The following is an 18,903-nucleotide window of genomic DNA, read 5'->3' on the forward strand; positions in this document are numbered from 1 at the left end:
TGCTAATCAGGCAGTGTCCCCAAGCTCCATCACCCGCCGATAAAACAACCACTCCTGCTCCAGCGCATGCGCCTGATTGCCCGCCTTGCGAAAGCCATGGCGTTCGTCTGCGTAGTAATGCGCTTCAACCAGAATGCCGTTGTCCCGCAGCGCCGTAACCATGTCTCGGGTCTGTTGCGGCACGACCACGGCGTCCAGTTCCCCTTGAAAGAAAATCACCGGCACGCTGATGTTGCTCGCATGCAGCAGCGGCGTGCGCGCGGCATAGCGCTCAGCATCCAGCACCGGATCGCCAATCAGCCAGTCCAGATAATCGCCTTCGAATTTGTGTGTGGCACGCCCCAATGCCACGGGATCGCTGACGCCGTACAAACTGGCGCCGGCGCGGAACACCTTCTGAAACGCCAGCGCACAAAGAGTGGTGTAGCCGCCAGCACTGCCGCCGCGAATGAACGCCTTTCCACCGTCGACCAATCCACGTTCGGCGAGATGGGCGACCACCGCACAGGCGTCTTCAACATCGACGTCGCCCCAACTCAAATGCAGTGCCTGGCGATAAGCCCGACCATAGCCGCTGCTGCCTCGGTAGTTGAGATCGGCCACGGCAAAACCGCGTTGCGCCCAGTATTGAATGCGCGGATCGAGCATCGGGTAGCACGCCGATGTTGGGCCGCCGTGAATGAACACCACCAGCGGCGGCGTTGCATCCCCGTTCATTGCTGGATAGTAGAAACCGTGGGCTTCACCTGAACCGCTCGGGTAGCACAGGGTTTGCGGGACGCTGATCAGCTCGGCGGGTAACGGGGCAATCCCGCCGGCCAGTACCTTGACCTGTCGGCTGTGGCGGTCGATGGCGATCACCGCCGATGAACTGATTGGCGATGCAGCGATGCAATAAATGAACTGCTCATCCAGTGCCAGATGGCGGAAGCGACTGTAGTCACCGGTGAACTCTTCGGTGGTTTCACCGCAAAGACTCAGGCGGCCGAAACCCTGTTCGGTCCAACTGGCCAGGTAGTTGTCTTCACCCAAAGGCAGCCAGGTGCAACCACCGAGTTGCCAGGGCGCCGGCCCATGATCCGCTGCGGCACAGGGCAATGGGCTCAAACCGTCTGCAGACTCCACCCATGGCTGCCAGAAACCGCCACGGTCCGTCAGACAAAGCAGTCGACCACTGTTATCGAATCGAGGCTGTTGCAGTGATTCCTGAACACCCTCGCCAGCCACGCAGCGTGGCGATGCAAACCCGCCATCGCTCTGACGTTCGGCAACCATCAGCCGCGTCGCGGTCCAGGGCTGATCCGGCCGGCTCCACTCGATCCACGCGAGGCGTTGCGAGTCTGGGCTCAGGGTTGGCGCTGCATAGAAGTCGGCACCTTCTGCCAACAGGTGACGCGTGCCGTCCTTCACATCAATCGCCACCAATCGATGCCGGTCGTGGTTCTCTTCAACCGCTAAAACCTGTCCGTTGGCGAATTGCAGGTCACCGAAACGGCATCCGCCTGAGGTCAGCCCTTCGGGCGTTTCACCCTTCAGCGATTGCCGATACAACTGCTGGTCCGCCTCGTTGACGAACACTATCCCGTCATCGGTCAGGCAAAACGCGCCACCGCCATATTCGTACACCCGACTGCGTACGCTGAAACCCGCGGGGGTCAGGCAATGTGCCTGGCCATCGCGCCAATGCCAGATCCGGCAGGCGGCGTCTTCAGGCCGGTATTCGTTCCAGAACAAGCCATTGCGGCCGACCTGCAACTCGGCAAAATCGACACCGGCAGCGACAGCTTTAGCCGCGCTGAAGGGCTCAGCTTTTTGCGATGAGGCGTGAGTTTCGTTCATTGCGAAAGGCCAGTTGTTCAATGGTCTGGGTCGCGTGCTCGGCTTCTTCGCGGGCCTTGAGGATCACGCCGTGATGTTCGGATTTGCTGCACACCGGGTCGGCATTGCTCGCATCACCCGTGAGCATGAACGCCTGGCAGCGGCAGCCGCCGAAGTCCTTTTCTTTCTCGTCACAGGAACGGCAAGGTTCGGGCATCCAGTCGTAACCGCGAAAGCGATTGAAGCCAAACGAGTCGTACCAGATGTGCTGCATGCTGTGGTCGCGCACGTTGGGAAACTGCACCGGCATCTGCCGGGCACCATGGCAGGGCAGGGCGGTGCCGTCCGGCGTGACCGTCAGAAAGATGCTGCCCCAACCGTTCATGCAGGCTTTCGGCCGCTCTTCGTAATAGTCCGGCGTGACGAAAATCAACTTGCACGGATGCCCTTCGGCTTCGAGCTTGGCGCGATATTCATTGGTGATGCGTTCGGCTCGGACCAGTTGTTCCTTGGTCGGTAAAAGGCCGACCCGGTTGAGCTGCGCCCAACCGTAAAACTGGCAGGTGGCGAGCTCGACGAAGTCCGCCTCAAGGGCGATGCACAGCTCGATGATGCGGTCGATCTTGTCGATGTTGTGCCGATGGGTGACGAAATTCAGCACCATCGGATAGCCATGGGCTTTCACCGCGCGGGCCATTTCCAGCTTCTGCGCAAAGGCTTTTTTCGAGCCGGCCAGCAGGTTGTTCACCTGCTCATCGCTGGCCTGAAAGCTGATCTGGATATGGTCCAGGCCGGCCTTCTTGAAGTCGCTGATTTTCTGTTCGGTCAGGCCGATGCCAGAGGTGATCAGGTTGGTGTAGAAACCCAGCTTGCGCGCCTCGGCAATCAACTCGGCGAGGTCCTGGCGCACCAGCGGTTCACCACCGGAAAAGCCCAACTGCGCCGCGCCCATCTCCCGCGCTTCGCGGAACACCTTGATCCACTGCTCTGTGCTCAGTTCTTTGCCTTGCTCGGCGAAGTCCAGCGGATTGGAGCAGTACGGGCATTGCAGCGGGCAGCGGTAGGTCAGCTCGGCCAGCAACCACAGCGGCAGGCCGATTTCCGGTTTGGGCGGTAACGTGCCTGACGCGGAATCAGGCAAGTTCGATCCAGTGCTGAGCACGGGCGACCTCCATGAATTGCTCGATGTCTTCACCGAGCTCGGGCACGCCGGGGAACTGCTTGTCCAGTTCGGCAATGATCGCAGCGACATCGCGTTCGCCGTCGATCAAGCCGCCGATCAGCGCGGCGCTTTCATTGAGTTTGATCATGCCTTCCGGGTACAGCAGCACATGGCCTTTCTGCGCCGGTTCGTACTGGAAACGGTAGCCGGTACGCCAGGTCGGGGTCTTGCTGCGGTCGAAACTCATAAGGTGATTCCTTTGTGCCAGACCCGTTGTTCGGTCACGCTGTGATACGGCGGGCGTTTCAGTTCGTAGGCCATGCTCATGGCATCGAGCATGCTCCAAAGAATGTCCAGTTTGAACTGGAGAATTTCCAGCATGCGCTCCTGGCCTTCCCGCGTCGTGTAGTGCTGCAATGTGATCGCCAGACCGTGTTCCACATCGCGACGCGCCTGGCCCAGGCGAGTGCGGAAATACTCGTAGCCGGCCGGGTCGATCCACGGGTAATGCTGTGGCCAACTGTCCAGGCGCGATTGGTGGATCTGCGGTGCGAACAGTTCGGTCAGCGAACTGCTGGCGGCTTCCTGCCAACTGGCCCGGCGGGCGAAGTTGACGTAGGCATCCACGGCGAAACGCACGCCGGGCAGGACCAGTTCCTGGGAGCGCAACTGATCCGGGTCGAGGCCGACGGCCTGGCCCAGACGCAGCCAGGCTTCGATGCCGCCGTCTTCGCCGGGGGCGCCGTCGTGGTCGAGCAGGCGTTGAATCCACTCGCGACGGATCTCGCGGTCCGGGCAGTTGGCGAGGATCGCGGCGTCTTTCAGGGGAATGTTCACCTGATAGTAGAACCGGTTGGCGACCCAGCCCTGGATCTGCTCACGGGTCGCCCGACCGTCATACATCGCCACGTGGTAGGGGTGATGGATGTGGTAATAGGCGCCTTTGGCGCGCAGGGCGGCCTCGAATTCGGCGGGGGACATTGGGGTGTTGGTCATTGCGGTTCTCCGGGTATGACCGTAGGTGTGTAGCGCTTGTGCCGGCCTCATCGCGAGCAAAGCGGTCTCGACTCTTAAAGCACAATACTCATGCCGTCATACGCCACTTCAACACCCCGCCGAACCAGCTCGGCACGCTCCGGCGAATCCTCATCCAGAATCGGATTGGTGTTGTTGATGTGGATAAGCACCTTGCGTTGCTTGGGTAATTGCTCCAGCACTTCCAGCATGCCGCCGGGGCCGTTCTGTGCCAGATGGCCCATTTCCCGACCGGTGCGAGTGCCGACGCCACGGCGCTGCATTTCGTCGTCGTCCCACATTGTGCCGTCCACCAGCAGGCAATCGCTGCCGGCCATGATCTCGAGCAGCGGCGCGTCGACCTTGCCCAGCCCCGGTGCGTAGAACAGCTTGCCGCCAGTGCTCAGGTCTTCAACGATCAGGCCGATGTTGTCGCCGGGGTGCGGATCGAAACGGTGTGGTGAATAGGGCGGGGCGGCGCTGCGCAGCGGCAGCGGGGTGAAACGCAGGTTCGGGCAGGCCGCAATGCTGAAACTGCGGTCAAGCTCGATCCGGTTCCAGTCCAGCCCACCGTTCCAGTGGGTCAGCATGGTGAACAGCGGAAAACCGGTGCTCAAATCTTCATGGACCATGTCGGTGCACCAGACCTGATGCGGACACCCTTCGCGCAGGCTGAGCAGGCCGGTGGTGTGGTCGATCTGGCTGTCCATCAGGATGATCGCGCTAATGCCGGTGTCGCGCAGGGCCCGGCCCGGTTGCATCGGGGCGAAACTCTGGAGTTGGGCGCGAATGTCCGGCGAAGCGTTGCACAGCACCCAGTTCACGCCATCATCGGAAATGGCGATGGACGATTGGGTCCGCGCCTTGGCGTTCAGGCTGCCATCGCGAAAACCGGCGCAGTTCACGCAGTTGCAGTTCCACTGGGGGAAACCGCCGCCGGCGGCGGAACCTAGAATCTGGACAAACATGGCCGCTCCATCATTCGAAAACTGAAAATAAAAACGCCTCGGCGAGCCGAGGCGTTGGCACTGCGATACAAAAAGATTAGCGGCTTGCGAAGTACATGGTGACTTCAAAGCCGATACGCAGGTCGGTGTAAGCGGGTTTGGACCAGGACATGGGAGCGCTCCTTCAGGTGATGGGACAGTTGAGGTCTATACATATAGTCCACCTCCAGCCGGAGATGTTCAGATAGTTAGGTTGCTATGTTACTCAAAATTACAGCGTGGTTGCCCGTGAAACTTTGAGAAAGCTAATTGCAGCGCCTGTAATGATCATTTTGTCGCTTGCCAAACCGCGCTCGGGCTTGGGCCGCTGGCCAGGCAGCGCCATCCGCCGAGCGCTTGATTCAATCGCTTTGCCGCGCCCAGTAATGCGTCGCGATCGATCAGCAAAATGGTTTCAGGCAAACGCTCCAGATAATCCGACGAGTGGCCAGCCAGTTTGCCCTGCCAGAGCAGTTCTGCGGCCTGAGGGACAGGCAGAGTGTTCAGGTCTAATTGGTTTGCCAGGGATTGACGTTGGGGGGTGAACGTCGCCTCGTCCATGCCTTCGATCATGCCTGGCAAGTCGCTTAGAAAGTGTTCGATGTGTTCCAGCAACCCAGCCGGTGCAACGCTCGGTGATTGCACGCCGAACAGAAGCCCGGTCTGCCCATGGATCTGGCGCAAGGCGCTGAACACGGCATAGCCCAGTTGCAAGTCCACCCGCAGGCGCTGATAGAACGGTGTCTGGCACAGGTGCGCGAGCAGGCGCCAGGCGGCTTCGTCGGCGATGTCCTGCGTGGCGGTCGGACAGAACAGCAACAGCGCGTGTTCGCTGGAGTCAGCGTCGACAGTTGTCCACAGACGCTGCGCGTTGATCGAGGGCGGCGCCGATGGTTGATCCGCAACACCGGGCACGCGGCTCAGGGCCAAACCCATCGCCGCTTGGGTCTGTGCCGACAGGCCAACGGCCAGACCTTCCCAACGTGCGTTCGACCAAAGCTGCTGCAAATCCCCTGAGTCAGCCGCGGGTTCAAGGCAAAGACCAGGCAGCGCCTTCAGCAGTTGCTTGATCGGCATCAATGGGGTGTTTGGCGGTTCATTCTGTGAGAAATCTGCTGTTGGCGTGGTCAGCACTTTCAATGCGTGTTCGAGGACAGTTGGCATCGGTGCCTGTAGCCCGGTCATCTTCAGCAGCCATTCTTTGCCTGATGCGCTGAAGGAAAAGTCGACACCGGCCTGATGCGCATCTTTGCGCAAAGGTTTCAACTGGTTCTCCAATGTCGACTGAAGACTGGCAAGAGGTGTGAAGTCGAGTCGCCAGCGCAGATAAATCGCGCCTTCATCGGTGTTATCTGGCAGCGCCGAACTGAACTGCATCGGGGAGTTTTCACGACGACTGCGTGAGCGGTCCTGGGCAAACGTGCGCAGACCACGGTGTTTGCTGGTCTGGCCGCGAATCAGCCCGGCATTGGCCGCGGGCGTTTCGCTGCGTAAAAACGGATTAGGCGTCGGCAGTTGCCATTCGCCGCTGAAGTTATCCACAGCACCGATTTTCTTCAGGATGTCTTTCAGAGCAAGAACGCCCTGCGCGGATAACCCGGTCTCCAGTTGCTCACTGTCCCGTTGGGCCAACTGCAAGGCACCGCTGACTTGCTGCTGGCGTTGCAGCATGGCCGCGTACTCTTCGCGCAAGCCCGCCCAGTCTTGATGGGAGGCAAAAAAGCCCAGCCAGTCGAGAAGTGTTTGGCGAATCACGCTTTCCGATTGAGCGTTTTGGAATTCAATGTGCAGCAAGGCTTGCCCGGCGAATTGATACAGCGGCGCAGCGTTCAGGCTGTCGGCCAGACCCTGTTCTCGCAGTGTCGCCACCAGCCCACCGGGTTTCTTGGCGTTCAGCCAATGACATAGAAATGCCAGTGCCTCAGGCGATGACTCAGGTAACGCTTCGAACGCGAACAGAAGATCCAGCCGGCGCTCGCCAGCCTGGTGATAAGTTGTTTGCGAAGCGTTCATCAGCGCGTCAGGTGCTTGTTGCGGGACTCGTTGCCCGACTGGAATCCCGGTGCCGAAACGCTGAGCCATCTCACGCAGCTCATCGAGAGTCTGCGGTCCGGCCAGGCTCAGTGTCATCTGTCCGGTGAGGTAGAACCGCTGATGGAAATCCTGCAACGCTTGCTGAAACTCAGGCTGTGGCACCGGCAGGCTATCGCGGTTGCCGGCATGAAAGCCGCGCAAGGGATGCGTCGAAGAAAGCCCATCGAACAACGCCAATTGCTGTTGCGCCACCGCATCCTGCGACCAGGCGAGGAACTCGGCGTGCAGCACTTCCCGTTCCCGCAACTGATCGTCCGCATTCATACGCGGATGAGCGAGCATGTCTGACAGACGCTCCAGCCCACCGGCAAACGCCTGAGTCGGCAACTCGACAAAGAAGTCGGTTGTGCGCTCATTGGTTCGTGCGTTGACCTGACCGCCATGTCCCTGAACGTAGGCCATTAATCCCTGGCCTGCAGGAAAGCGCTCGGTGCCGAGAAACAGCAAATGCTCCAGAAAGTGCGCCAGACCGGGCCACGCCAGTGGCACATCGTGACTGCCCGCCGCGACGCGCAGCACCGCCGCACAGCGCTTCAAATTCGGGGCATGACGCAGCGTCACCCGCAAGCCGTTAGCCAGGGTTTCAGTGTGGGGGCGGGGGTGATTCAGCGCAGGCATGAGCACTTCCAGTACAGAGAAGCGCTAATGCTAGCGGATTACAGGGGATCAGCGCTTGTTAAGGTCGCCATAAAGCTCGGGACGACGATCAATCAAGTAGCGATTGGCCGCGCGTGAATCGGCCATCAATTGACGATCCAGTTCGCCGACAATCAGCGCTTCATCCAGGCCGGCCTGAGCGATGCGACTGCCATCCGGTGCGGCGATGCTGCTCTGGCCGCAGTAGTGGATCTCGCCTTCATGGCCGCAGTAATTGGCGTAGGCCACGTAGCACTGATTCTCGAAAGCGCGGGCGCGGACGGTGACGTCGGCGACGAAGTCGAAGGGAATCATGTTCGCCGTCGGCACCACGATCAGCTCGGCACCGGCCAGGGCCAGGCGCCGGGCGTTTTCCGGGAACTCCATGTCGTAGCAAATCAGGAAGCCAAGCTTCCAGCCGTTGAGCTCCACCAGCGGAAAATCATCCTGCCCGGCGCTGAACATCGAGTGGTCGAGGTCGCCGAACAAGTGCGTCTTGCGGTAGTTGCACAACCGCTCACCGTGGGCGTCGATCAACTGCACGGCGTTGTAGATCTGCCCGTCCTCGGTGCGCTCCGGGTAGCCATACAAGATGGCAATCCCGGCGGTCTTGGCAATGCGCGCAATTTGCTGCGCCGACTCACCGTTGTGCACCTCGGCGAGGATGCTGACCGCATCGACGCCGATGTTGTAGCCGGTCAGGAACATCTCCGGCACCACCAACAGGTCGGCACCTTTGGCCTCCAGCGCCAGTTGATGCAGGCGTTGCAGATTGCCGGCGACGTCCAGGGGCAGCGGTGGACATTGGTAAAGGGCTACGCGCATTTCGGATTCCTCTTACTCGGGCAGGGCGATCGGACCGATCTCGTTGAACACATCACCCGGACCCGGGTTCTCGGCGTGAGTTTCACCGCCGAAGTGTTTCATGATGCCCCACACCGCGTTGAGCGAGGTCTGCACCGCGCCTTCAACCCAGGCCGGCGTCCATGAAACGTCGTCGCCGGCGATGAAAATCCCGCGTTGCTCGGCCGGCATGTCGTCCTGCATGAAGTGTGCGTACATCCGTTGGTTGTAGCGGTAGTGGCCGGGCAGGGCGCCTTTGAAGGCCCCAAGGAAATGCGGGTCGGCTTCCCACGACACGGTGATCGGATCGCCGATGATACGCGCGGCGATGTCGACTTTCGGGTAGATCTTCTTCAACGCGTCCAACGCCAGTTTCACGCGTTTTTCCACCGGATGCGGGAGCATCTTCAGCGCGTCGCTCATCCACGAGTACGACAGGCAAATCACGCCGGGCTTGTCGTCACCGTTGTCGAACAGGTAGGTGCCACGGGTCAGGCGGTCGGTGAGGGTCATACTCATCAGGTCGCGTCCGGTTTCCGGATCCTTGTCCTTCCAGAACGGGCGGTCGACCATCACGAAAGTCTTCGACGACTGCATGTAGCGGGTGCGGTCGAGGGCCATCCACATCTTTTGCGAGAACAGGGTTTCGTCGCATTCGATCTGAGTGGTCAGCAGCCAGCTCTGGCACGTGGTCAGTACAGCGGCGTATTCGCGGGTGTCGCCGTTGTTGTCGGTGACCGCGAAACGACCGTCAGCGGCGTGGGCGATTTTTTTAACCCCGGAGCGCGGCGCGCCTCGGTGCAAAGACTTGAGACTGGTGCCTTCTGGCCAGTGCACGCAGCGTTCTGGCACATGGCGCCAGATGCCTTGCGGGACTTGTTCGACGCCGCCGACGACCAGGTGCTGGTGATCATCGCAGTTGGTCATCACCACCCGGAAAATTTCCAGCATCGAGTTCGGGAAGTCAGAGTCCCAGCCGCCGGTGCCGAAGCCGACCTGACCGAACACTTCGCGGTGATGGAACGAGAGTTTGGCGAAGGCTTTTGAGGTCGCGACGAAGTCGTAGAAGGTGCGGTCGTCCCACAGCGGAACCAGGGTGTTCCACAATTCTTTGAGGCGCGGCACGTCACGGTCACGGATCGCTTGCTGGATATCGGCGAACTGTGAACCGGCTTCCAGTGCATCCGCCCAGGCGTCAGCCACTTCCTGGAACAGTGCAGGAAGATCCGCCAGTTTCTGTGCGTAATGGGTTTTGCCTTCGATGTCGATCACCGTGCTGCCCGACGCGGGCGTCAGCGGGTTCGGAAAAGGCTTGGTCTGCAGGCCGAGTTTGTCGACGTAGTGATAGAACGCGGTAGACGATACCGGGAAGCGCATCCCGCCCAATTCGGCGATGATTCCATCGGTCCCGTTGAACGCCTGGGAGCGCAGACGACCGCCCATCTTCGAGGCTTCGTAGACGACGGGTTTCAAGCCCAGCTTCATCAACTCGTAGGCCGCCACCAAACCGGCGATGCCCGCGCCGACAATCGCTACTTCGGCACCGTGGTTGTGCGCAGGAATGCTGCCCAGGCCAGCCGGGTGTTCGATCCAGTCGTCGAAGGCGAAAGGAAAATCCGGACCGAAAATGGTGACTGGTTTCTTACCGTCTGCAGGATGGCGATTGTTCTTGTTCATGGCTGACCTTGCTGGCGACCCGACGCAGGATGCGCGTCTGAGTATAGGAAAAGATGGCAGCCATTCTAGTGAGCGTAGAACACGTTAATAAGACGCAATGTGTCGTCGTTTTGATAATTGTTTGATCAGAATGACGATTGAATGCTACACACCGTCAATGTGGGGGCTGAGCGTGCTCGCGATGAGGCCCTTCCAGACACCAAACAGCTATCGGCAAACGCTCAAACCGGCTGCCCCCGATCAATCTTGCTACTCAAAATAATCGACGTCGTCGTCTTCTCCACCCCATCCACACTGCCGATCTGATCCAGCAACTGATCCAGCTGCTCTGGCGAGTCAGTCCGCAGCCACGCCACATAATCAAATTCGCCACTCACGGCACACAACTGCTGAACCTGCGCCATCGCACTGAGCCGACGCAGCACTTCCTTGCCCGAGCGCGGTTGCACGGTAATCCCGACGTACGCCTGCAATCCGCCATCCACCACGCGCTGACCGAGGCGCACCCCATAACCGGTGATGACCCGGGTCTTTTCCAGTCGCGCCAATCGTGAGGTGACGGTCGTGCGAGCGATACCCAATTGCCGGGCCAGCATGGCCACGCTCTCGCGGGCGTTGATCTGCAGGGCGGCGATCAACTGGCGGTCGATCTCGTCAAGAACCGGTGGGCGTGTGTCAGGCAAGGGGCGTCTCCAGTGGCGTGGAACAATGGTTGAACATGTTACAGGCTCGTTTGGCGCGACGCTTGTGGGCGATATTCGAACTTGGGCTATGTGATTGCATAGACATTGCCCAAGTGACGGCTGAATCACGGGCATGAAAAAGCCGCGCATTTGCGCGGCTTTTCTGATTGGCCAATTCAGCAGCCAGGAGTCGGCAGTTCAGTACCGATGGTAATCGCAGTGACTTGCACAGCGGAAAAGCTTTGCTGTGCCTGCGCGTCGAAATCTCTCTCACAGTTGAAGCGGGTGTCTGTTACAAAATCTTCGCCCTTGACCTTGGTCATGCTGGCCTGCCACTGGTTAGAGGCCTTTAGCGCCTGATCGCTGACCAGCACAACTTCCAGCAACACCTGACGAAAGTCCACTGCTCGCGGGCCGTCCCATTTTGCAAAAACCGACGGATCGGCAGCGTTGCCGCACATGGTCAGGCAGTCCGCGTAGAAATTCAGGTCCCCAGCCGCTTGCTGGAAGTTACCGAAGGTCAGGGGCTTGTTGGCAGCCGGAGCGAACGATTCACCAATGAAGGACTTCAAATCGGCTTGGCAGGTCGACGAAAGCTCCATGCGCAGTTCACTGATCGTGCCGCCACCGGCAGTCGCCGTGATTTGGCAGCCTTGAATCTCATAAGAGTGATGATCGCCCAAGCTCTCACGTGCGACGCCGGCAACCGATTCAAAGTGACGCAGATTGGTGCCCAACATTTTTCCATTAAAAACATCGGCGACACTGGCTTTTGCTTGGGCAATCGCAGGGCTGGCTACAACAATCAATGCTGTAAACAGGCTGGAAGAAATGGCTTTGTTCATCTGCAAATTCCTTTTGTCTCGATTGAGTCGAACGTCATCCTTCGACGATGAGACGCGACCATACACAACGTTGATGGTGATTGGCCAGCAGTGAGTGCCATGTCGCCTATCGGAGGGTGAGTCGCGACACACCGTGACGATGAACTGACGGCCCCGAATGATCGAGGCACCATCCTGTTGAGTGCTGTTACTCGGATTCCGTCGTGGTCCGCGCAGGTCGCGGCGAAAGCACCGTCACCACATCGTCAATCAACGCCTTACCCAAGCAAGCCCGAGAAGCTGACCATGTTCACGCTGAAACGAGATAACGGCGAGTTGGCCAGGTCGTTAACGGGTTTGCCCCTTTATGCGCTTAAGCGTTTCGAGGGTGAGTGTCTGCAGCCTGGGCGTTAGCGGCGTTTCAGCTTCAAGTTGTTCGGTGATGCCTCGCAGGAAGTCCTGCTGCAATCGTTGAGCTTCAGGCGTTCGGCTTCGCCAAGTACTTACAAAATCATCGGAAACAAAAAAGGCCAACCGCAATGGTTGGCCTAACTTGTTGACTCATATGGTGGGCCCACACGGACTTGAACCGTGGACCAAAGGATTATGAGTCCTGCAAAATGGCTATCCCAAAATACCCTGAAACGTTGATAGAATATGGTTTAAATCCCAGTAGTGGCGGGGCTTTGCCATTCGCTTTTGTTGATCTGCATACCGATGTATCTTGGTCGGATGCTTACAAAGTGCTTACAAAGATTCGGGGGTGTTATGGGGCAGAAAAAGCGATTCGGGCTAACGGTTAAGCGCATCAATGACCTGATACCGCCAGCCGCTGTCGGTGGTCAGGATTTCTACTGGAGCGCCGACCAAGCAGGGTTGGCTGTCCGCGTAACTGCGGGCAAAAAGGCATTCATCTGGCAAGGCCGCTACTTGGGTAAGGTTGTTCGGATCACCATCGGTGATTGGCCGGGTAAAAGCATCGGCGATGCCGAGAAGGTGGCGCGCACGTTCCAAACCGAGCTGGATCAAGGCCGCGATCCCCGGCAATTGAAAAAAGACAACGAGGCTGCTGCCGTTGCTGTGGTTGAGCAGGCCCGCCTGGAGACAGTCACGCTAGCCGATGGTTGGACCGACTACCTTGCCGACCGTCGTTCGCACTGGGGCGATGCTCATTACCAAGACCATGTGCAGTTGGCCAAGGCTGGTGGCGAAAAGCGCAAGCGCGGTGCCGGTGAAACGGTCGCCGGTCCGCTGCATTCTCTGATGGGGTTGCCGTTGTCGGCGTTGAGTGGCGAGGCACTGGAGCGCTGGGCAGCCCAGGAAGGCGCAACTAGGCCAACTCGCGCAAGGCTGGCCATGCGTTGCCTAAAGGCATTCCTGCGCTGGGCCGCTGATGAGCCAAAGTATCGGGCCGTGGTGGCTGGCGATCAGGTCATCACCAAGCGCGCCAAAGATCGTTTGGGGCGTGCCGAGGCAAAGCAGGGCTGTCTGCTGAAGGAGCAACTGCCAGCGTGGTTTGCTGCTGTGCGTGGCATCGAAAATATCGTTATCAGTGCCTACCTGCAAACGCTGCTTCTGATTGGTTCGCGCCCAGGCGAGCTGCTGGCCTTGAAGTGGTCGGACATTGATTGGAAGTGGCACAGCCTGACCATCCGCGACAAGGATGCCAGCAAGGGTGGCCGTGACGGCACCCGAACAATTCCGATGACGCCCTATGTCGAACGCCTGCTGAGTGATCTGCCTCGGCGCAATCAATGGGTATTCTCAAGTCCTGCCAGCACGACCGGGCGCATATCCGAAGCCAACCATGCGCTTGACCGCGCCTGTGCTGTTGCCGGTGTGTCGGTAACACCGCATGACCTGCGCCGTTCGTTTGTGAGTCTGTCTGAGTGGCTGGAGCTGCCGTCAGGCGTCATTGCACAGATCGGTGGCCACAAACCTAGTGCGACTCAGGAGCGGCACTACAAGGTTCGCCCGCTTGACCTGCTGCGCCTGCATCATGAGCGCTTCGAGGTGTGGCTGCTGGAGCAGGCAGGGGTGCCGCTGCCGGTCGTTGATGGCCAGCGCTTGAGGGTTGTGCAGTGACTGGCAAACAACAAACCATGGTGGTACGGCTGGAAGCCATGGCTGCGAGTGTTGAATTGACGCTGCCGCTTGATTTTGATGGAACTCTACTCCCAAAATTTGAGCCTTTCCTGACAATTGGGGGGTTGTACGAGCTGTGGGACTTAATCATTTATCAAATGGGCAGCGGCGCGGTTATTGACCAAGTTGACTGCGAAGCCATGTGTTTGCTTATGCGTTTTTTGATTAGTCAAAAGACCGGGTTACAACTGCTGAAAGTGCTTCAGGAGTATGAGCGTTCGCAAACTCTGGCAGTCGATAAGCTCTTGAGGGCTGAAGGGACGATAGAAAAGCTAGCTAGTGCAGACCCAAAGGACATGACTGACAGTTTGGGAAGGAAAGGCAGACGCGCCAAGCAGACTTTGACGAAAAAAACATAGCGGAAACACACCTCTGGGGTACTCGTCAAACAGATAGCGGACACCTACCCCTAGGGTACTTGTCCGCTACCTTGTGGACCTGAATGTTTTGGTGCGGATAATGATGAACCCGAGAGCCGGACAAATCGGCTAGCCATCGGGAGCAGCACATGGACACCTTTCAAGCCTTGGACGCAATCGACCGTCCAATCCTAACAACGGCTGAGGCCGCGCACTTTCTCAATCGTAAGCAGCAAACCCTACGTAACTGGGCCATTCGGAATGATGGGCCGGTGAAGTGTGTCCGCATTGGTGGTCGGCTGGCGTGGCCGACTGCTGATGTACGCGCTCTGCTGGACGTAGCGCGCCCGATTAAATCAGTCGCATAAAAAAGCCGGACGTGAGCGTGTCCGGCTGTGCCAATCACCCCCGCCAAGTGGTGGTAAGCACGCTGATTGTCGCGTTTTTTCCGGCCTTCGACAATTATCGAGGGCTGTTCGATGATCCCCCACGACGAGATAAAGGCCCCAGGCGGGTCAACTGCGGGTGCTCCCGTGCCTGCTGGCAGAATTTTTCGTTTTTCCGCAATTGGCGACAAGCCGGGTCACCGCACTGGCTTCGCCGTCTGGCTCGCCGATGGCGACCTGCTGCTGTCGTCGGCGCATTCGCATAGCACTTTCATTTTGCACCGCCATGGTCTGGTTCGAGGGATGAGCCATGGCGGGTGACTGGATCAAGGTTCGTGTTGATCTCGCGACTGATCCCGCTGTTATCGGCATTGCCGCCAGTCTGGATTGTTCTGAGTTCGAGGTTGTCGGGATGCTTCTTCACTTCTGGTCATGGGCCAATGCTCAGTCACGCGATGGTCACATTGTTGGCGTGACAAAAAACTGGATTGACCGTTTTGTGCGCCGTGACGGGTTTGCGGCAGCGATGGAAAAAGTGGACTGGTTGATTGATGAAGGCGACGGAATTTTGATTCCGAACTTCAACCGGCACAACGGGCAGTCGGCCAAGAAGCGCGCCGTAGACGGGAAGAGGCAGAAAAACCATCGCGAGAAGATGTCACGCACTGAGCGTGACAGCAGCGTGACAGCAGCGTGACCAGAGAAGAGAAGAGAAGAGAAGAGAAGAGCCCCCCCCAAACCCCCCAAGGGGGATTCAAGGCGCGGCTTGTGCAGCCCGCTTCGCGGTCGCAAGCCGTTGCGGCGCTGCTGCTTTTCATTCCAAGTCGAAGACAAGGCGCGGTAACACAATCACGGTGGCTGACAGTGCAGTGACCGGCACGGGCGCTGTGCTGGCTGACAGCCAACAAGCGAAGCGCGTTAGAGCGGTGGTGTGTCGTACATACGTGCGCGAGGCCGACAACGCCAACCTGCACCGTTCGTTCTGGAGGAAGCATGAGTAAAACGAAATATTTGCAGCTTTCGGATGTGTTTATCCGTGATTTGGGCGCGAATTCGGGGTTTTTGGATTTGCGCGATAGTCGTTACCCGACTCTTCGGTTCAGGTTTTTGAATGATCGGAAGCAGGGAGCGTGGTCGGTGTTGCACGGTGGCAAGTGGTCGAAGGTGGCGAGCTGGCCCGAGATGGGATGCGCGGCGATGTTCAAGCGGTTTCCGCTGTGCCGGGTCAGTTTGTTGAACGGCGGTGATGGGCGCGTGCCTGTGGGTGACATGGATACCGTGGGTCAGGTGCTGGAGTGGTACGAACGGCGCCAGAGTGGAAAGGCTGGCTTGTCGAAGGCGCGCAAGACCGTGATCAAGTCAGTGATTCGCACTCGGTTGCTGCCTGCGCTGGCGGGGGTTCGGGTTGATGATTTGAGTAAGCGGCTGGTGTTTGAACGGTTGATAGAGCCGAACGAGAAGAAGTTCGCGGTGAGTTATATCCGGCAGATGTTTGTGATGTTGCACGCGGCGCTGCGCAGTGCGCTGGAGGCCGAGAAGCTTGAGGTTGATCCGTTGGTTGGGGTGCTGTTTTCGAGTTACAAGCTGGACAAGATAGAGCCCCGGTTAGGTCGGCTGCGGGATACGGAGTTGCCGTTGTTGGTGCCGACGTTGGTGTCACGGTTTGTGAGCGATCCTGCGGCGGCAATGTTGGCGCTGTTGATGTTGCTGTTCGGGCTGCGGGTGGGTGAAACCCGGCAATTGCGCTGGGTTGATTTCAAGATTGAAGAACGGTTGCTGGTGGTGCGTGCCGAGACGACGAAGACGGGTTCACCGCATGAGTGCGCGTTGACGGATGCGGCGCTGGGGTTGTTGTCGCGTTACCGGTTGGTCTTGGGCGAGGTGCGGAGCGTGTACCTATTTCCCGGGGTGGCGGGTAAGCCGATCAGTTCAACGGAAGCCGGGTTGTGGATTCGTAAGTTGGGCGGTGGTGCATGGTCTAGCCATGATTTCCGCAAGTTGGCGGCGACGTGTTGGGGCGAGTTGGGGGTGGATTGGTTGGTGGGTGAGGCGTTGTTGAATCATGCGCACGCTAAGAAGCAGCAGGTTTATCGGCAGATGGATATGCGGGATTTGATGAGGCTGTCGCTGGTGAAGTGGCATGTTCGGTTGTCCGAGTGCGGGCTGGCCTGACGTCGGCGCAGGTGGGATAGCAGGAGAATTTTCAGGAGATTTTTTGAGGGTTTTTTGAAGGTTTTCCGGGGTTTTCAGAAACAGCGTTGGAAGTGGTACGTGTTCTCCGCGCTGGATTACAACGATATTTTCGGTTTAACCATGCAGGCCGTGGGTTTCAGCGAAGGTCGTCACTTTCTGAAAGTGCCGGAAACGGTACTGAAAAAGGGGGCAATATCGGGAAATATGCCATTTAGAAGAACAATTTTCACGTGTGCAGTTATGGGGTTTTTTCGGGGTCACGACCCGGGAGAACCGCATTCTAGAGGCGTCGAGTGGGCAATATCCGGGCTAAACGGGCCTGCGTCGTGCCAAAAACCGATATTGGGGCGCCATTCAACGGCGCAAGAGGTGGCTTATGACGGCACGAAAGACTGGGCGAACCCAGTTTGAAATTGACGCCCGCAAAACAAAGGCGGCAATGAAAAAACTGACAGACTTCTTTTTCGGGAAGATCGATCTATCGGCCACACAGGTTACGGCCTTGCGGGATGTGTTGGACAAGACCAGTCCGACACTCAAGGCGATAACGGTGATTGATGAGAGTCCGCCACCGGCTTGGCCAAAGGTTGAGCGATACGTGATTGATCCGGGGCCGCCAGAGGATAGGGAACAGGCTTGGGCGAACGGGATGCCCGCCGAAGGTTACACCACCAAACTCAACTGAGAGGCGCGCCCATGACGACCAAAAAAACAGCCGACAGTCAGGCCGTGGTTAACAAGAAGCTGGCCGATAGGATTGAGAAAGCCCTGTTAAAGCACGCGGCTGGAAAGCTCGCTCTGACGCCGCTGCAACTCTATGCGGCCAGGATAATCAGGGCGCGGCTGACGCCTAACCTGAGGTCGGTAGAGCTGATTGAAAAGATCGGGTATGAGCCCATCACCAAAATAGTCCACCGGATTATCTATCCGGGCGACGTCGTAACTACTAGCCGGACGACGGACGACGACTAGGCAAAGGGTTTCTTCGTCGGTGTCGACCACCGGTGGTTGTCGGTGTCTTCGTCGGTGTCGATCCTGTTGGAGGTCAGTGTCGATCCCGGTGAATGTCGGTGTCGATGCCGATGGCTGGAAGGTGTCTTCGTAACGGGCTGGAATTCGATAACCGAGGGGATTCCATGCGATACCTTCTGAGTTGTCTGCTGTTGTTTCTGGTCGCGGGGTCTGCCTGCTCGACTCCTGGTGCGGACTGTCTGTCGGGGCAGCGGCTATTTCGGCTTACACGCTCGAATTTCGTTGAGTCGTCTGCGTATTTCTGCAAGCTCTGAGGGGTCGCAAGCAATATTGTAAAAGCGCTCTATCCACTCGCGTGAACCTTCCATGAAATGCAGCTTGTTTTCTACATCAGCCAACGTCACGGTAGGGAAAAATACCGTAAACGACTCGCCAGCCTGAATCCCTAGTTTTGCCTGTTCTTCAATGAGTGCCTTCAGCGACAGCGGATCTAGGAACGGCCCGCAGTGAGCCCCCAAACCTTTTGGTCCCAACATTTGGAACCCCTTATAAGTTGGGTGAGTCGCCAATTCACAGAACAGCTTGTAAGCCGACGCACGCTTCTTTTCGGTGGCACCTTGGTGTTTATCCAAGGCGTTGCGAATGACCTTAGGAGCGAACTCCTTCATGAGTGTCCGTTCGTCCGCCGTACGCCAAGTGACGATTTTTTCTGGATGCAAATGTAGATAGTTGAGTAGAAATACTGTTTCTAAAAGATCGCGCTGAATCATGGCTGCGTTTTGAAAGTAACCTCCTGTCATCAGGCGGAACGCGGAGCCAAGGCCGTTGAATAAGCGAATACCTAATAGTTGAATGGTTTCTTGATCTGCGTCATCAGCCACATGTTCTCGGACAAAGAACTGAATTAAGTCCATTACCCGCTCAATCAGCTCGACATGGATTGATAAGTCAGTGTCGTTTTCGATGATTTTGACGGCTTGAGCCCATAGATCCTCTTCGCCAGCGTGGAGCAATGATAGGTTTTCGGGGATAGCCTTCATTTTCACTCCGCGTACACAATGAAGTCGTTCGTTTGTTGGTTCCAGTGTGACATAGGTCATGCATTGCTATC

19 protein-coding genes are annotated in these 18,903 nt (G+C 58.1%); 7 read left to right on the forward strand and 12 right to left on the reverse strand.

Translation table 11 applies throughout. From position 1 onward, the window contains the following. Positions 1-6 precede the first annotated feature (6 nt). The 11 genes from AB4N43_RS19240 to AB4N43_RS19290 form a co-directional block, all read right to left on the reverse strand. Positions 7-1,839: a S9 family peptidase gene (locus AB4N43_RS19240; protein ID WP_460151815.1), complete on the reverse strand. Its 1,833-nt coding sequence runs from the start codon at positions 1,837-1,839 to the stop codon at positions 7-9. Beyond that, positions 1,805-2,959, reverse strand: a complete 1,155-nt coding sequence (gene pqqE, locus AB4N43_RS19245) for a pyrroloquinoline quinone biosynthesis protein PqqE (protein WP_177327636.1) — start codon at positions 2,957-2,959, stop codon at positions 1,805-1,807. The genes AB4N43_RS19240 and pqqE overlap by 35 nt, the downstream gene beginning before the upstream one ends. Then, positions 2,952-3,227 carry a pyrroloquinoline quinone biosynthesis peptide chaperone PqqD gene (gene pqqD / locus AB4N43_RS19250; RefSeq protein ID WP_027926708.1) on the reverse strand — a complete coding sequence of 92 codons (276 nt, stop codon included), beginning with the start codon at positions 3,225-3,227 and terminating at the stop codon, positions 2,952-2,954. Before pqqD ends, pqqE begins: the two co-directional genes overlap by 8 nt. Then, a complete protein-coding gene (gene pqqC / locus AB4N43_RS19255) occupies positions 3,224-3,976 on the reverse strand; it encodes a pyrroloquinoline-quinone synthase PqqC (RefSeq protein WP_027926709.1) in 753 nt (250 codons plus the stop codon). Before pqqC ends, pqqD begins: the two co-directional genes overlap by 4 nt. A 74-nt stretch (positions 3,977-4,050) precedes the next feature. Continuing rightward, on the reverse strand, positions 4,051-4,962 hold the full coding sequence (pqqB, locus tag AB4N43_RS19260; protein WP_027926710.1) for a pyrroloquinoline quinone biosynthesis protein PqqB: 912 nt from the start codon (positions 4,960-4,962) through the stop codon (positions 4,051-4,053). Between the two features lie 76 nt (positions 4,963-5,038). Next, positions 5,039-5,113, reverse strand: coding sequence for a pyrroloquinoline quinone precursor peptide PqqA (gene pqqA, locus AB4N43_RS19265; protein WP_009045898.1), 75 nt, complete (start codon positions 5,111-5,113; stop codon positions 5,039-5,041). Between the two features lie 155 nt (positions 5,114-5,268). Then, positions 5,269-7,692: a pyrroloquinoline quinone biosynthesis protein PqqF gene (pqqF, locus tag AB4N43_RS19270; protein ID WP_460151816.1), complete on the reverse strand. Its 2,424-nt coding sequence runs from the start codon at positions 7,690-7,692 to the stop codon at positions 5,269-5,271. 48 nt (positions 7,693-7,740) lie between these two features. Beyond that, positions 7,741-8,535, reverse strand: a complete 795-nt coding sequence (locus AB4N43_RS19275) for a carbon-nitrogen hydrolase family protein (RefSeq protein WP_027926712.1) — start codon at positions 8,533-8,535, stop codon at positions 7,741-7,743. Positions 8,536-8,547: 12 nt separating this feature from the next. Then, positions 8,548-10,230, reverse strand: a complete 1,683-nt coding sequence (locus tag AB4N43_RS19280; RefSeq protein WP_027926713.1) for a flavin monoamine oxidase family protein — start codon at positions 10,228-10,230, stop codon at positions 8,548-8,550. Between the two features lie 221 nt (positions 10,231-10,451). Continuing rightward, complete coding sequence (locus AB4N43_RS19285; protein ID WP_027926714.1) at positions 10,452-10,913, reverse strand: Lrp/AsnC family transcriptional regulator; 462 nt, start codon at positions 10,911-10,913, stop codon at positions 10,452-10,454. Between the two features lie 176 nt (positions 10,914-11,089). Further along, positions 11,090-11,758, reverse strand: a complete 669-nt coding sequence (locus AB4N43_RS19290) for a hypothetical protein (RefSeq protein ID WP_410921266.1) — start codon at positions 11,756-11,758, stop codon at positions 11,090-11,092. Positions 11,759-12,454: 696 nt separating this feature from the next. Between AB4N43_RS19290 and AB4N43_RS19295 the strand changes: the two genes are divergently transcribed. From AB4N43_RS19295 to AB4N43_RS19325, 7 genes are all read left to right on the forward strand, one after another. Further along, the gene (locus AB4N43_RS19295) at positions 12,455-13,822 is read left to right on the forward strand and encodes a tyrosine-type recombinase/integrase (protein ID WP_460151817.1); all 1,368 of its coding nucleotides are present in this window, start codon (positions 12,455-12,457) and stop codon (positions 13,820-13,822) included. Beyond that, complete coding sequence (locus tag AB4N43_RS19300) at positions 13,819-14,241, forward strand: hypothetical protein (protein WP_460151818.1); 423 nt, start codon at positions 13,819-13,821, stop codon at positions 14,239-14,241. The genes AB4N43_RS19295 and AB4N43_RS19300 overlap by 4 nt, the downstream gene beginning before the upstream one ends. Before the next feature lie 149 nt (positions 14,242-14,390). Then, the gene (locus AB4N43_RS19305) at positions 14,391-14,609 is read left to right on the forward strand and encodes a helix-turn-helix transcriptional regulator (RefSeq protein ID WP_460151819.1); all 219 of its coding nucleotides are present in this window, start codon (positions 14,391-14,393) and stop codon (positions 14,607-14,609) included. Positions 14,610-14,937: 328 nt separating this feature from the next. Further along, positions 14,938-15,324: a hypothetical protein gene (locus AB4N43_RS19310; protein ID WP_460151820.1), complete on the forward strand. Its 387-nt coding sequence runs from the start codon at positions 14,938-14,940 to the stop codon at positions 15,322-15,324. Between the two features lie 296 nt (positions 15,325-15,620). Further along, entirely contained in the window at positions 15,621-16,799 is a 1,179-nt protein-coding gene (locus tag AB4N43_RS19315) for a tyrosine-type recombinase/integrase (RefSeq protein ID WP_460151821.1), read from the forward strand. 397 nt (positions 16,800-17,196) lie between these two features. After that, positions 17,197-17,505 (forward strand): hypothetical protein, encoded by a 309-nt coding sequence (locus AB4N43_RS19320; RefSeq protein WP_460151822.1) that lies wholly within the window; start codon positions 17,197-17,199, stop codon positions 17,503-17,505. An 11-nt stretch (positions 17,506-17,516) separates the two neighbouring features. Continuing rightward, entirely contained in the window at positions 17,517-17,792 is a 276-nt protein-coding gene (locus AB4N43_RS19325; protein WP_460151823.1) for a hypothetical protein, read from the forward strand. A gap of 254 nt (positions 17,793-18,046) precedes the next feature. On the opposite strand, the gene AB4N43_RS19330 is transcribed toward AB4N43_RS19325, so the two are convergent. Beyond that, positions 18,047-18,832, reverse strand: a complete 786-nt coding sequence (locus AB4N43_RS19330; protein ID WP_460151824.1) for a hypothetical protein — start codon at positions 18,830-18,832, stop codon at positions 18,047-18,049. Positions 18,833-18,903 lie beyond the last annotated feature (71 nt).

The organism is Pseudomonas sp. S2_B07, assembly GCF_054668435.1.

Bases quoted from the DNA above. Each gene is read 5' to 3' on its own strand.
- AB4N43_RS19280 (WP_027926713.1), bottom strand. From the start codon at position 10,230: ATGAACAAGAACAATCGCCATCCTGCAGACGGTAAGAAACCAGTCACC.
- AB4N43_RS19310 (WP_460151820.1), top strand. From the start codon at position 14,938: ATGGCGGGTGACTGGATCAAGGTTCGTGTTGATCTCGCGACTGATCCC.
- pqqD (WP_027926708.1), bottom strand. From the start codon at position 3,227: ATGAGTTTCGACCGCAGCAAGACCCCGACCTGGCGTACCGGCTACCGT.
- pqqF (WP_460151816.1), bottom strand. From the start codon at position 7,692: ATGCCTGCGCTGAATCACCCCCGCCCCCACACTGAAACCCTGGCTAAC.
- AB4N43_RS19320 (WP_460151822.1), top strand. From the start codon at position 17,197: ATGACGGCACGAAAGACTGGGCGAACCCAGTTTGAAATTGACGCCCGC.
- AB4N43_RS19240 (WP_460151815.1), bottom strand. From the start codon at position 1,839: ATGAACGAAACTCACGCCTCATCGCAAAAAGCTGAGCCCTTCAGCGCG.
- pqqC (WP_027926709.1), bottom strand. From the start codon at position 3,976: ATGACCAACACCCCAATGTCCCCCGCCGAATTCGAGGCCGCCCTGCGC.
- pqqB (WP_027926710.1), bottom strand. From the start codon at position 4,962: ATGTTTGTCCAGATTCTAGGTTCCGCCGCCGGCGGCGGTTTCCCCCAG.
- AB4N43_RS19290 (WP_410921266.1), bottom strand. From the start codon at position 11,758: ATGAACAAAGCCATTTCTTCCAGCCTGTTTACAGCATTGATTGTTGTA.
- AB4N43_RS19315 (WP_460151821.1), top strand. From the start codon at position 15,621: ATGAGTAAAACGAAATATTTGCAGCTTTCGGATGTGTTTATCCGTGAT.
- AB4N43_RS19325 (WP_460151823.1), top strand. From the start codon at position 17,517: ATGACGACCAAAAAAACAGCCGACAGTCAGGCCGTGGTTAACAAGAAG.
- AB4N43_RS19295 (WP_460151817.1), top strand. From the start codon at position 12,455: ATGTATCTTGGTCGGATGCTTACAAAGTGCTTACAAAGATTCGGGGGT.
- AB4N43_RS19305 (WP_460151819.1), top strand. From the start codon at position 14,391: ATGGACACCTTTCAAGCCTTGGACGCAATCGACCGTCCAATCCTAACA.
- AB4N43_RS19275 (WP_027926712.1), bottom strand. From the start codon at position 8,535: ATGCGCGTAGCCCTTTACCAATGTCCACCGCTGCCCCTGGACGTCGCC.
- AB4N43_RS19330 (WP_460151824.1), bottom strand. From the start codon at position 18,832: ATGAAGGCTATCCCCGAAAACCTATCATTGCTCCACGCTGGCGAAGAG.